This window comes from Pseudomonas sp. 10-1B, assembly GCF_000935045.1.
Classification (GTDB): domain Bacteria; phylum Pseudomonadota; class Gammaproteobacteria; order Pseudomonadales; family Pseudomonadaceae; genus Aquipseudomonas.
This window is the reverse complement of sequence record NZ_JYKS01000010.1, coordinates 1-13601: the sequence shown is the minus strand read 5'-3', so window position 1 is coordinate 13601 and position 13601 is coordinate 1. Positions and strand designations below refer to the sequence as shown.

The 13601-nt window shown below is 64.1% G+C and carries 11 protein-coding genes; 2 read left to right on the top strand and 9 right to left on the bottom strand.

Features of this window, described 5'->3' with window-relative positions; all coding sequences use genetic code 11:
- The first annotated feature begins 119 nt into the window (after positions 1–119).
- Positions 120–860, top strand: coding sequence for a YciK family oxidoreductase (locus TZ03_RS07610; protein WP_051096733.1), 741 nt, complete (start codon positions 120–122; stop codon positions 858–860).
- A 118-nt stretch (positions 861–978) separates the two neighbouring features.
- On the opposite strand, the gene TZ03_RS07605 is transcribed toward TZ03_RS07610, so the two are convergent.
- The 7 genes from TZ03_RS07605 to TZ03_RS07575 form a co-directional block, all read right to left on the bottom strand.
- The gene (locus TZ03_RS07605; RefSeq protein WP_051096732.1) at positions 979–1764 is read right to left on the bottom strand and encodes a TenA family transcriptional regulator; all 786 of its coding nucleotides are present in this window, start codon (positions 1762–1764) and stop codon (positions 979–981) included.
- Positions 1765–1795: 31 nt separating this feature from the next.
- Entirely contained in the window at positions 1796–4252 is a 2457-nt protein-coding gene (locus TZ03_RS07600; protein WP_051096731.1) for an EAL domain-containing protein, read from the bottom strand.
- A 238-nt stretch (positions 4253–4490) separates the two neighbouring features.
- Positions 4491–6323: an ABC transporter ATP-binding protein gene (locus TZ03_RS07595; protein ID WP_051096730.1), complete on the bottom strand. Its 1833-nt coding sequence runs from the start codon at positions 6321–6323 to the stop codon at positions 4491–4493.
- The gene (locus TZ03_RS07590; protein ID WP_051096729.1) at positions 6316–6948 is read right to left on the bottom strand and encodes a DsbA family protein; all 633 of its coding nucleotides are present in this window, start codon (positions 6946–6948) and stop codon (positions 6316–6318) included. The genes TZ03_RS07595 and TZ03_RS07590 overlap by 8 nt, the downstream gene beginning before the upstream one ends.
- 3 nt (positions 6949–6951) lie before the next feature.
- Positions 6952–7884, bottom strand: coding sequence for a rhodanese-related sulfurtransferase (locus TZ03_RS07585; protein ID WP_051096728.1), 933 nt, complete (start codon positions 7882–7884; stop codon positions 6952–6954).
- Between the two features lie 219 nt (positions 7885–8103).
- Complete coding sequence (locus TZ03_RS07580; protein ID WP_051096727.1) at positions 8104–8400, bottom strand: BolA family protein; 297 nt, start codon at positions 8398–8400, stop codon at positions 8104–8106.
- Positions 8401–8410: 10 nt separating this feature from the next.
- Entirely contained in the window at positions 8411–8935 is a 525-nt protein-coding gene (locus tag TZ03_RS07575; protein WP_051096726.1) for a DUF2059 domain-containing protein, read from the bottom strand.
- A gap of 154 nt (positions 8936–9089) precedes the next feature.
- Here TZ03_RS07575 and TZ03_RS07570 point away from each other — a divergent pair, with 154 nt between their 5' ends.
- Positions 9090–10484 (top strand): class II fumarate hydratase, encoded by a 1395-nt coding sequence (locus TZ03_RS07570; RefSeq protein ID WP_051096725.1) that lies wholly within the window; start codon positions 9090–9092, stop codon positions 10482–10484.
- A gap of 196 nt (positions 10485–10680) precedes the next feature.
- On the opposite strand, the gene TZ03_RS07565 is transcribed toward TZ03_RS07570, so the two are convergent.
- Positions 10681–11643, bottom strand: coding sequence for a DMT family transporter (locus TZ03_RS07565; RefSeq protein ID WP_051096724.1), 963 nt, complete (start codon positions 11641–11643; stop codon positions 10681–10683).
- 253 nt (positions 11644–11896) lie between these two features.
- A complete protein-coding gene (pap, locus tag TZ03_RS07560) occupies positions 11897–13390 on the bottom strand; it encodes a polyphosphate:AMP phosphotransferase (protein ID WP_051096723.1) in 1494 nt (497 codons plus the stop codon).
- Between the last annotated feature and the right edge of the window lie 211 nt (positions 13391–13601).

The window sequence follows — 13601 nt, the reverse complement described above, 5'->3', positions numbered from 1 at the left end:
GTGGGAGCGGGCATGCCCGCGAAGCAGGCACTGCGGTGGATGGCACCGGCTTTGCCGGTGTTCGCGGGCATGCCCGCTCCCACAGGGGCCTACGTCGCGCCATGAATAGGGAATACACAATGTTCGACTACACCGCCCGCCCCGACCTGCTACAAGGCCGGGTCATCCTTGTAACCGGCGCCGGCCGCGGCATCGGCGCCGCTGCCGCCAAGGCCTACGCCGCGCTGGGTGCCACCGTGCTGCTGCTGGGCAAGACCGAGGCCAACCTCAACGAGGTCTACGACCAGATCGAAGCCGCCGGGCACCCGCAACCGGTGGTGATCCCGTTCAACCTGGAAACCGCCCTGCCCCACCAGTACGACGAGCTGGCGGTGATGATCGAAGACCAGTTCGGCCGCCTCGATGGCCTGCTCAACAACGCCTCGATCATCGGCCCGCGCACGCCGCTGGAGCAACTGTCGGGCGACAACTTCATGCGTGTGATGCATATCAACGTCGATGCCACCTTCATGCTCACCAGCACCCTGCTGCCGCTGCTGAAACTGTCGGAAGACGCCTCGGTGGTGTTCACCAGCAGCAGCGTCGGGCGCAAGGGCCGGGCCTACTGGGGGGCTTATGGCGTGTCGAAGTTCGCCACCGAGGGGCTGATGCAGACCCTGGCCGACGAGCTGGAAGGCGTGGCGCCGGTGCGTTCCAACAGCATCAACCCAGGCGCCACGCGCACGGCGATGCGCGCCCAGGCCTACCCCAGCGAGAACCCGCAGAACAACCCGCTGCCTGAAGAGATCATGCCGGTGTACCTGTACCTGATGGGGCCGGATAGCCAAGGGGTGAATGGGCAGGCGTTCAACGCCCAGTGAACCTGTACCGGCCCTATCGCCGGCAAGCCAGCTCCCACAGGTGCTGCACAGGGCTTGAGGCCTATGCGGTCAAGGTGGGAGCTGGCTTGCCGGCGATAGGGCCGGTACAGGAAAGCGGTCAGCCAGCAGCCAACGCCGGCCGCATCCGCCCCTGCTGGCGCCCTTCCATCTGCATGCACCGCTCCAGGAACAGGTACATGCAGTCGTAACTCTTGCAAATCGCCCTGCGCAGCTCGGTACGCAAGCCCAGGGTCGGGTTCTCGCCGGCCAGGGTACAGATGATCTCCAGCGCCTCCCACGGGTGCGCGTCGTCATACTGGGCATGCATCTTCAGCCACTTCATCGCCCGCTTGCGCTGCTCCTCCGGGAAGCCCAGCGCATAGGTATCAGTCGAGCACACCACCGCCGACCACTCCCCGGTCGCGCCTTCGATGGCGTAGTTGGTCGCCGCCATGGAAATCGCCAGGTTCTCGGTGGCGCACACGCGCCAGCACCAGTCGTTCAGGCCGTTCAGTTCGGGCGGTACGTCCTGGGCCTGCAACTCGTGCAGGTGCACACCGTGCGCCTGGCACCAGTTCACCCAGTAGTCGGCGTGGTTGAGTTCGACGCGGATATTGCGCATCAGCCAGCGCCGCGCCATGTCTTCGCCCTGATGCCGGCCATAGCGGGTCTTTGTCAGGTTGTGGGCCATGTACAGCGAGAATTGCTCCACCACCGGCCAGCCACCGATCAGGTACTGGCGGATGGTCGACTGCTTCAACTGGCCGTCGCGCAGGCGCGCGTAGAACTCATGCTCCACCACCCGGCGCTTGCTTTCGCGGCAGTCTTCAATCAGTTGCTGGGCCCATTGGGGGTAACTGGCGGGGTCCATCAAAGGCCCGATACGAACGAATGCATCAATCACTTTCAGCTCCTTGATCCTTGTGATTTGCTAGCTAGCGAAACGTGCCAGGTGCCCGCTGCAACAGAGGCCGGGCGGCGATCCGTTGGCGCTGCAGACTGTCACAGGTGAACACCTGGGGGCGTTCGATCAGGTAGCCCTGGGCGTAATCCACGCCTATCTCCTGCAGGGCCTGCTCGATCAAGGGTGTTTCGACGAACTCGGCGATGGTGCGTTTACCCATCACATGGCCGATGTGGTTGATGACCTCGACCATGGCCCGGTTGACCGGGTCGTCGAGCATGTCCTTGACGAAACTGCCGTCGATCTTCAAGAAATCCACGGGCAAATGCTTGAGGTAGGCGAACGATGACATGCCGGCGCAGAAGTCATCGAGCGAGAAGCGGCAGCCCAGCCCCTTCAGTTCGTTGATGAAGCGGATGGCGCTGCCCAGGTTGGCGATGGCGCTGGTTTCGGTGATTTCGAAACAGATCATCCGCGGCGGGATGGCGTACTCGACGAACAGCCGCTGCAGGTATTCGAGGAACTTGTCGTCGCCAATGCTCGACCCCGACAGGTTGATCGCACAGATCGACAGCGGCCCTTCACGCCCTTCGTCCAGGCACTGGCGGATGACCTGGAACACATTGCGCACCACCCAACGGTCCAGCGCGGTCATCAGGCCGTAGCGCTCGGCTGCCGGAATGAAGCTGCTGGGCAGGATGGTGCGGCCACTTTCGTCGTGCAGGCGCAGCAGAATCTCGATATGGCCCGGGCCTTCGAAGGTTTTCAGCGGGGCGATTTCCTGGGCGTACAGGCAGAAGCGATTTTCTTCCAGAGCCACGTGCAAACGCTGGATCCAGGCCATTTCACCAAAGCGCATGGACAGCTCGCTGTCGTCGGCGTGGTACACCTGTACCCGGTTGCGGCCCTTTTCCTTGGCCATGTAGCAGGCCATGTCGGCCGCGCGCAGCGAGGTCTCGAGGGTGCCGGGGGACTGGGCCATGTGCACCAGGCCCACGCTGACGGTGGTGACGAACGGCCGCCCCTTCCACACGAAGTGCAGGCTCTGCACCATCTGGCGCAGTTGCTCGGCAATGCGCTCGGCCTGCTCGGGCGGGCAGTTTTCCAGCAACACGCCAAATTCGTCGCCGCCCAGCCGCGCCAGGGTGTCGCCTTCGCGCAGGCCGGATTGCAACACGGCGCAGATGTGCCGCAACAACTCGTCGCCAGCGGCATGCCCGCAGGTGTCGTTGACCAGCTTGAACTGGTCCAGGTCGAGAAACATCAGCGAATGCCGCCCAGCCTGGCGCGTCAGGCCATTGAGCGCCTGCTCCAGGCGGTATTCGAATTCGCGGCGGTTGGCCAGGCCCGTCAGGGCGTCGTGGGTAGCCTGCCAGGACAGGTTGGCGATGTACTGGCGCTCCTGGGTCATGTCGTGCAGCACCAGCACGATGCCGCTGACCTGGCCGTCATTGACGATGGCCGAGCCCACCAGGTTGATCGACACGGTGCTGCCGTCCAGGCGCTGGATCAACCGGGCTTGCTCGGAGCCCCCCTTGAGGTTGCCGCTGAGCACCTGTTCGACCAGGCTGCGGCCGTCTTTCTCGGCCTGCTCGTCCACCAGGCTGAACAGCGCCGACAGCGGCAGGCCCTGGGCCTCCCCGGCCTGCCAGTGGGTCAGTTGCTCGGCGGCCGGGTTCATGTAGCCGATGCAGCCATCCACATCGGTGGTGATCACCGCGTCACCGATGGCCTGCAGGGTAATCTGCGCGCGTTCCTTTTCCTCCTGCAGGGCGCTGGCAAAGGCTTGGCGCTGGGCCAGCAGCTTGCTGGAGCGGCGCCAGGCGATACTGATGAGGAACATCGCGGTCAGCAGGTTGGTCACCAGCAGCACCCGCAACAGCATGCGCGAGCCTTCGCCCAGGGCATCGCTGAATGCCTTGGCGGCCGGGGTGACCCCCTCGTTGATGGTGACGATGCGGGCCTTCCAGTCACTAACCGTGCGGGCATCGACCGGGCCGCTGGCGAAGCTGTTACGCATTTCGCCGGCCAGCACATCCAGCTTGGCCAGGTAGTCGTCGCCGATGTCCCAGTAGTCAATGGCCGTCTGCATGTAGCTGACGCTGCGGAAGTTGCGATAGAACCAGATGATCCGCTCGACATCGTCGGGGTGGTTGCCGCCTTGCAGCACGCCCTGGCGCGCGGCGTTCAGGTCGGGGTTGGGCTGGTCGAGCGCCTCGCGCAGTTGGTGGTCGCCCTGGGGCACGGTTATGGCCTGGCGATAGCGCTGGTAGGTGCTGTGGTCCCTGGTTTCGGCGTACAGGTTGAGGTAGTAGATGGCGTCTTTCTGCGCCTTGGACCACAGGCTTTCGCCCGCGACATAGGCACGCACGGCCGAGAGGGTATAAAGGCTGAGGCTGCCCAGTGCCACCTGGAAGACCACAACGGCGATGAAGGGCCAGGTGATACCGAGCAACTTTGGCGCTTCTAGAGTGCGATGTCCCTTCATGGAATCCCTGTCACAGAGCAGATAAGGCGCAAATCAACCCAGACAAGCACAGCGTAGGCCATTTGCCATCGTCGTGACGGGGATTTTTATGACAGGGAATCGAGGGATTTGTACAACCTGTGCCGGCCTCTTCGCGGGTAAACCCGCTCCTACAAGGGGCTCGTTATGCCCAGAGGCCTGCGCAGTACCTGTAGGAGCGGGTTTACCCGCGAAGAGGCCAGTACAGGCAGCCAGGGAATCAGCTCTGCTGCAGATGCCCATACAGCTTGGCATACAACCCACCCTCGGCAATCAGCTGCTGGTGGTCGCCATCCTCGGCCACATGCCCGCCATCGAACACCAGCACCCGGTCGGCCTGTTTCACCGCCGACAGGCGGTGGGCGATGATCAGTGTGGTGCGGCCGTTGAGGAAGCGTGCCAGGGCCTGGTGCAGGTTGTATTCGGTGGCGGCATCCAGGGCTGATGTGGCCTCGTCGAGAATCACCACCTTGGGCTCGGCCAGCACCATGCGGGCAATGGCCAGGCGCTGGCGCTGGCCACCGGACAAACGCACGCCAGAGCGCCCCACCACACTGTCCAGGCCCTGCGGCAAGGCGGCGATGGTGGCGTCCAGCTGGGCGATACGCAGCGCCTGCCAGCAGGCATCATCGCTGCAGTCGCGGCCCATGGTCAGGTTGGCGCGCACGCTGTCGTTGAACAGCGATGGGTGCTGCAACACCACTGCAACGTTTTCGCGCAGGGTTTCCAGGCCTATTTCCTGCAAGCTGGCACCGCCAAAACGGATGGTTCCGGCCTGGGCGCTGTACAGGCCCAGCAACAGTTGCACCAGGGTGCTCTTGCCGCCGCCGCTGGCACCGACAATCGCCACCTTCTCGCCCGGGGCGATGGACAGGTCCAGGTGCTCGAGCACCGGCTCGTCGGCATAGGCAAAACGCAGGTCGCGCACTTCGATGCCCACCGTCTCGCGGCCGGCGAACGGGTTGCTGGCGGCCGGGTACTGCGGCTCGTCGGCACGCGCCAGCAGCTCGTTGAGGCGGCTCAGCGCACCGCCGGCGGCGTAGTAGGCATATTGCAGGTTGAGCAGCTGTTCCACCGGGCCGATCATGAACCACAGGTAGCTGAACACCGCCAGCATCTGGCCAATCGACAGGTCGGAGAACAGCACGGTAAGCATCGCCGCCGCGCGGAAAATATCGATGCCGAACTGGAACAGCAAGCCACTGGCGCGGCCGCTGGCATCGCTCTTCCATTGCGAGTCCACGGCGTAGTCGCGCACTTCGCGGGCACGCAGGCCCAAACGGCCGAGGAAGTAGCCCTGGCGGTTACCGGCGCGAATCTCCTGAATGGCATCGAGGGTTTCCGCCAGCGCCTGGGTAAAGCGCGCGGTGCTGTCGTTTTCCAGCTTTTTCAGGTGTTTGACGCGCTTGCCCAACTGCACGGTGAAGTAGATCACCAGCGGGTTGAACAACAGGATCAGCAAGGCCAGCTGCCAGTGCATCCAGATCAGGATGGCCGCCGTGCCGGTCAGGGTCAGCATGGCCACCAGGAAGCGACTGAGGGTTTCGCCAACGAATTTATCGAGGGTATCCAGGTCGGTGACCAGGTGCGTGGTCACCGTACCGCTGCCGAGGTTTTCGTATTCCTTCAGCGAAATGCGCTTGAGCCGCTCGATCAGGCGGATGCGCAAACGGTAGACGATGTCCTTGGCCAGGCCGGCGAACAGCTTGGCCTGGATCACGTTGAACGCCAGGGCCGCCAGGCGCAGGCACAGGGTCAGCGCCAGCATCAGGCCAATGTAGCCGGCGGCCACCTGCCAGCTGGACGGCAGCAGGTGGTTCATCCACTTCAGCGCGGCATCGCCATGGCCGAGCAGCACTTCGTCCACCAGCAGCGGCAGCAGCAACGGGATGGGCACGCTGCAGCAGGCGGCCAGCACGGCGATGAGGTTGGCGGACCAGAGGTTTTTCTTGTGATGCAGGGCCAGGCGGCGGATTTCCGCCCAGCTCAGTCGATCGGCCACACTGGCAGGCTTCCCTGGCACAGGGTCGGGCGACCCAGGCAGGTCAAGCACAGGCGGCCTGCTGCAGCCAGCGGCCGAGCAAGGGTTGCAGGCGCTCCAGCGGCTGGTAGCCGTTGGTCAGCAGGGCCAGTTGACCATTGCGTTCGGCCAGCAGGGTCGGGAAGCCGGCGATGCCCAGGTCCTGGGCCCAGCCGAAATCGGCCGCGGTGGCAGCGCGGGTATCGGCAGCGGCGAAGGCGGCGGCAAACACCGCACGGTCGAAGCCCGCCTGCACAGCCAGGTCGACCAACTGCGGCGCAGTGGTCACATCCACACCCTGCTCGTAGAACGAACGCTGGATCAGCGCCAGCAGTGGCCAGACGCGCTCGGCGTCCAGCTCGCGGGCGGTGACCAGGGCGCGGCAGGCCGGCTCGGTGTCGTAGACGAAACCGTCGGGCATGGCCCCCTCGAAGCGGAACGGCTGGCCAGTGGCTTCGGCCACCGCCTGCCAATGCTCGAGGATGTACTTGCGGGTCGAGCTGTCCAGGGCACTGCCGCCAGTACGCAGCCCACCGGGCACCAGGCGGGTGGGTATGCCCGCCTCATGCGCCTGGGCGATCAGGGCCGCGGCCACCGGCGCGAAACCCCAGCACCAGGAGCACATCGGGTCCATCACATAGATCAGGCGTGCAGACATGCATCAAGCCTCGGCTTTGTAGTTGTAACCGATCGGGTGCGGCAGGTTGCGGGCCTTGGCCAGCTCGATCTGCTTCTGCCGGTCGATGGCACTGCGCCGGGTCTTCTCGCTCAGGGTGTCCCAGCAATGCGGGCAGCTGACACCTGGCGAATAGTGCTCGGACGCGCGTTCCTCTGCATTGATCGGGTGGCGGCAGGCGTGGCACTGATCATACTCGCCTTCGCTCAGGTCATGGCGCACCGTGACGCGGTTGTCGAAGACGAAGCAGTCGCCGTCCCACAGGCTTTGTTCCTGAGGCACTTCCTCGAAGTATTTCAGGATGCCGCCTTTAAGATGATAGACCGCCTCGAAGCCTTCACCGAGCATGTAGCTGGAGGCTTTTTCGCAACGGATGCCGCCGGTGCAGAACATGGCCACCTTCTTGTGCTTGCTGGGGTCGAAGTTGGCCTTGATGTAGTCGGGGAACTCGCGGAAGGTCTCGGTCTTCGGGTCGATGGCGCCCTTGAAGGTGCCGATGGCCACTTCGTAGTCGTTGCGAGTGTCGATCAACAGCACTTCCGGGTCGCTGATCAGGGCGTTCCAGTCCTTGGGCTCGACATAGGTGCCAACCGCCTGGTTCGGGTCCACGCCTGGCACGCCAAGGGTAACGATCTCTTTCTTGAGCTTGACCTTGGTGCGGTAGAACGGCTGTTCGTCGCAGTACGACTCCTTGTGGTCGACATCGACCAGGCGTGGGTCGTTGCGCAGCCAGGCCAGCAGGCCGTCGATGCCTTCGCGGGTGGCCGAAACGGTGCCGTTGATGCCCTCGTGGGCCAGCAGCAGGGTGCCTTTGACGTTGTTGTCGAGCATGGCCTTGAGCAGCGGCTCGCGCAGTTCGACGTAGTCTTGCAGGGTGACGAACTTGTACAGCGCCGCGACGACGATGGGTTGGGACATGTAACAAAATCTCCAGGTGGTTGCCCTCGTAAGGGGCGGACCGGGTTACACAATAAACAAGGGGCCGCTGCGCGCCCCATCGCAGGCAAGCCAGCTCCTACAGGTACAGCGCCAGCTTCAAGAAGAGCGCGGTACCTGTGGGAGCTGGCTTGCCGGCGATGGGCCGCGCAGCGGCCCCCTTTGGGATGTTGCAGATTCTACCAGAACAACAGAAAGGTTTCAGTGCCCGCCGCCCGCGCACACCGGCGAGGCTGGTGCAGCGCCGACCTTGGCCCACTCTTCGGCGGTGTAGGTATGGATCGCCAGGGCATGGATCTCGCCCATCAGTTCCCCCATGGTGGCGTATACCTTCTGGTGGCGCTTGACGCTGTTCAACCCGGCAAACTGCTCGCTGACGATCACTGCCTTGTAGTGGGTCTCCTGACCACGACTGTGCATGTGGCTTTCATTGAGCACTTGCAGGTATTGCGGCGCCAGGGCGGCCAACTGCTGTTCGATACGCTGTTGCATGGTCATCGCGGCGTGCTCACTTCTTCGCCGGGGCGGCGGCCTTGCCGGCGTTCGGGTCCAGTTCCTTGGTCATGTCTTCCAGCAGCTTGTTCACCACCGGTACCGCTGGCTCCAGGCTCTGCTGGGTCAGCTGGGCCGACTGCTGGGTGACCTTGGGCATTTCCCGCAGCACTTTCCGGCCCAGCGGCGATTCGTAGAACTTGACCAGGTCCTTGAGCTCCTGCTCGCTGAAGGTCTGGGTGTACAGGTCGACCATCTTCGGCTTCAGCTTGCTCCAGCCGATGGCGTTGTCCAGCGCGGTGTTGGCCTTGGCCTGGTAGCTTTCCAGCACCGGCTGCTTGGCGGCCGGCGCCTTGGTCTGGGCGAAACGCTGGGCGAACATCTGCTGGACCTGCATGTACACCGGGGTGCCCAGCTTGTCGGCGTTGGCCAGGGTCAGGAATTTCTCGGCAGCAGCGTTATGGCTGGCGGTGGCAGCGAATACCTGGCCGCTGGCGCAAGCCAGGGCAACGGCGGCACAAAGGACACGGAGACGGGTCATTGCATTTCCTTCAAAGAGACGGAGGCGAGTACCTCAGAGTAGAGCATTCTGCGCCGTGGTGGCGATGTGCTCAAGTGGCACGACGAGCGACGGAACCGCTCTGTCGAATGAGGGCCTAAACTGCGATTTCGAACTACACAGGAGTGAGCACAGAATGAGCCGTATCGAGACAGACAGCCTGGGCCCCGTCGAAGTTCCTGAGGACGCCTACTGGGGTGCGCAGACCCAGCGTTCGTTGATCAACTTCGCCATTGGCAAGGAACGCATGCCCCTCGCGGTACTGCACGCCCTGGCGCTGATCAAGAAAGCCGCGGCACGCGTCAACGACCGCAATGGCGACCTGCCGGCCGACATCGCCCGGCTGATCGAACAGGCCGCCGACGAAGTGCTGGATGGCGAGCACGACGACCAGTTCCCGTTGGTCGTCTGGCAAACCGGCAGCGGCACGCAAAGCAACATGAACGTCAACGAAGTGATCGCCGGGCGTGCCAACGAACTGGCCGGCAAGGGCCGTGGCGGCAAGGCGCCGGTGCACCCCAACGACCACGTCAACCGCTCGCAGAGCTCCAACGACTGCTTCCCCACCGCCATGCACATTGCCGCGGCCCAGGCGGTGCACGACCAACTGCTGCCGGCGATCGCCGAGCTGTCCTCGGGGCTGGCCGAGCTGTCGGCGCGCCACCACAAGCTGGTGAAAACCGGCCGCACGCACATGATGGACGCCACGCCGATCACCTTCGGCCAGGAGGTGTCCGCCTTCGTCGCCCAGCTCGACTACGCCCAGCGCGCCATCCGCGCCACCTTGCCGGCGGTGTGTGAACTGGCCCAGGGCGGCACTGCCGTGGGCACCGGGCTCAACGCCCCGCACGGTTTTGCCGAAGCCATCGCCGCCGAGCTGGCGGCACTGTCCGGCCTGCCGTTCGTCACCGCGCCTAACAAGTTCGCCGCCCTCGCCGGCCACGAACCGCTGACCAGCCTGGCGGGCGCGCTGAAGACCCTGGCCGTGGCCCTGATGAAAATCGCCAACGACCTGCGTTTGCTGGGCTCGGGCCCACGTGCCGGGCTGGCCGAAGTGCGCTTGCCGGCCAACGAGCCGGGCAGCTCGATCATGCCGGGCAAGGTCAACCCGACCCAGTGCGAGGCGTTGTCGATGCTGGCCTGCCAGGTGCTGGGCAATGACGCGGCGATTGGCTTTGCCGCCAGCCAGGGGCATTTGCAGTTGAACGTGTTCAAGCCGGTGATCATCCACAACCTGCTGCAGTCGATCGAATTGCTGGCCGATGGTTGCCGTAACTTCCAGCAGCATTGCGTGGCGGGTATCGAGCCGGATGCCGCGCAGATGGCCGCGCACCTGGAGCGCGGGTTGATGCTGGTGACGGCGCTCAACCCGCATATTGGCTATGACAAGGCGGCGGAAATTGCCAAGAAGGCTTACAGCGAGGGCAAGACCCTGCGCGAAGCGGCGCTGGAGTTGAAGTACCTGACCAACGAGCAGTTCGACCAGTGGGTAAGGCCGGAGAACATGCTGGCGCCGGGGGGCAAGGGCTAAGCCAGGTATCAGGTCATTGTGGAAGCAACTGCCTTGCTCAACTTTTTAAAGACTGGCGCGATCCCTGTGGGAGCGGCCTTGTGTCGCGAAAGGGCTGCAAAGCAGCCCCAGCAATTTTTGCATCAAGGCTGAGATCCTGGGGCCGCTTTGCGGCCCTTTCGCGACACAAGGCCGCTCCCACAAAGAATGCGCAGGCCTAATGAACCTGGGCCAACCGCGCCCTGCGGGCGCGCCAGCCGGCCACCAGCGACGGCCCCAGCGCCACCAGCGCCGAGCCCAGCACCACCGTCACCGCCCCCACATAGCCCAGGGCATTGATGTCCTCGGCATGCACATACTCAGGCCATACCCAGGCCGCCAGCGCCACCGCCACGAAGGTCACCAGCGGGGTCAACGCCAGCGTGGCACTCACCCGCGACGCCTCCCAGTGCGCCAGAGCCTCGGCAAACGCGCCATAGGCCACCAGGGTGTTCAGGCAGCAAGCCAGCAACAGCCAGCCCTGCACCGGGGTCAGCTGCAACGCCTCCAGCGGGTGCACCCAGGGCGTGAGCAGCGCAGCACAACTGAGGTAGATCACCATCATCACTTGCTGCGAATGCCACACGGTCAGCAGCTGCTTCTGGCTCAAGGCGTAGAACACCCAGATGCTGGTGGCCAGCAGGATGGTCAGCACGCCGGTGGTGTAGGTACCCAGCGAGGTCAACAGCTCTGCCAGGCGCTGGTTGAAGAACAGGCCAAACCCACCCAGCAGAATCAACAGGCCCAGGCCCTGCCCCAGGCTGAAGCGCTCGCGGAACACGAACACACTGGCCACCAGCAACAGCACGGGGCCAATCTGCACCACCAGTTGCGCGGTGCCCGGGCTGAGCAGGTTGAGGCCGATCAGGTACAACACATAGTTGCCCATCAGGCCGAACACGGCCACCACTACCAGGCCCTTGCCCTTGGGCGCCAGTTTGCCAAAGGATGGCAAGCGCCGCTTGGCCCCCAGCCAGGCGAACAGCAGGCCACCGGAGACCAGCAGGCGGTACCAGGTGACAGTGACCGGGTCTACCACTTGCAGCACCTGCTTGAGCTTGATCGGCAAGATGCCCCAGAGCAGTGCGGTCAGAAGTGCCAGGAACAGGCCATAGCCCCAGCGGCCGGAAGTAGTGTGCATAAAGTCCTCGATCAAGCCCGTGGTGGGGGTGGTGGAATTCTACGGGCTTGGAGGGCGCGGGCGATGGCGAGTGCCGAGAAAAGAATTCATCAAGTCATTCTTCTGGGGCATGGCTTAGGTGCTGTATTGCCTGATCTGGCCTCTTCGCGGGTAAACCCGCTCCTACAGGATTACCACAGGCTCAAATACTGTGGGGTCCCTGTAGGAGCGGGTTTACCCGCGAAGAGGCCGGTACAGGCAACCTCAACCTCGGCTATTTCTTGTCCTTGGCAAACGCCGCCTCAAGCGCCTGGTTGAGGGTACGCAGCACCTTCACCCGCGCCCAGCGCTTGTCATTGGCCTCCACCAGTGTCCACGGCGCGATCTCGCTGCTGGTGCGGTCGACCATGTCGCCCACCGCCTGGGCATAGTCGTCCCACTTGTCGCGGTTGCGCCAGTCATCCTCGGTGATCTTGTAGCGCTTGAACGGGATCTGCTCGCGCTCTTCGAAGCGCTCCAGCTGGGTCTGCTGGTCGATCGCCAGCCAGAACTTGACCACCACCACACCGGCATTCACCAGTTGCTCTTCGAAATCGTTGATCTCGCTGTAGGCGCGCATCCAGTCGGCCGGGCTGCAGAAGCCTTCCACCCGCTCCACCAGCACCCGGCCATACCAGGAGCGGTCGAAGATGGTGAACTTGCCACGTGCCGGAATGTGCCGCCAGAAGCGCCACAGGTATGGCTGCGCGCGCTCGTCTTCGGTGGGCGCGGCAATCGGCACGATGCGGTACTGGCGCGGGTCCAGCGCCGCCGCCACGCGGCGGATGGCACCGCCCTTGCCAGCGGCGTCGTTGCCTTCGAACACCGCCACCAGCGCATGCCGGCGCATGCGCTTGTCACGCAACAGCCCGGCCAGGCGGGCCTGCTCGGTGACCAGTTGCTCCTGGTAGTCCTGCTTGTCCAGGCGCAGGGTCATGTCCAGGGCGCCGAGCAGGCTGCGCTGGTCGATGGCGCGGCCCAGCGGGGCGACGTTGCCTTGGTGCTTGCCTTTGGGGTTGTGGGCCAGTGCCGCCTGCAGGCTTTCCAGCAGGATGCGCCCTACCGCCAGGCTGCGGTAGTTCGGGTCGACGCCTTCGACGATGTGCCACGGCGCATAGTCGCGGCTGGTACGGCGCAGCACACGCTCGCCGAAGCGCACGAAGCGGTCATAGGTTTGCGATTGCTGCCAGTCCAGCGGGCTGATGCGCCAGCTGTGCAGCGGGTCGTCCTTGAGCGCCTTGAGGCGGGCCTTCATCTGCTTCTTGGACAGATGGAACCAGAACTTGATGATCAGCGCGCCTTCATCGCACAGCATCTGCTCCAGGCGCTCGGCGCCGGTGATCGCCTGGTCGAGCACGGCATCCTTGAACAGCCCGTGTACCCGCCCCTGCAGCATCTGGCTGTACCAGTTGCCGAAGAACACGCCCATCCGCCCTTTCGGTGGCAAGGCCCGCCAGTAGCGCCAGGCCGGGGGCCGGGCCAGCTCTTCGTCGGTCTGCTGGTCGAAGGTAAGCACATCGATCATGCGCGGGTCCATCCACTCGTTGAGCAGCTTGACCGTCTCGCCCTTGCCGGCGCCTTCGATGCCGTTGATCAGCACGATCACCGGGAAACGCGCCTGCTGCTTGAGTTCGTACTGGGCTTCGAGCAGGGCCTCGCGCAAAGCGGGTACCTCGGCGTCGTAAGCCTCCTTGTCGATGCTGTGGCCGATTTCGGCGGATTCGAACATGCACTGGCTCCCTCGATGGATAAGCAAGACTAGCGGATTTCATTTATGCCTGTACCGGCCTCTTCGCGGTGTAAACCCGCTCCCACAGGGATCGCATCAGGGCTGACAGGGGTGGCCACAAGATATGCAGCGCCTGTGAGACCGAGCGCCGCCCGCGCGGCGCATCGCGAGCTGGCGCTCGCTCCTACGTTTGTTTCGGGCCAATTATTCC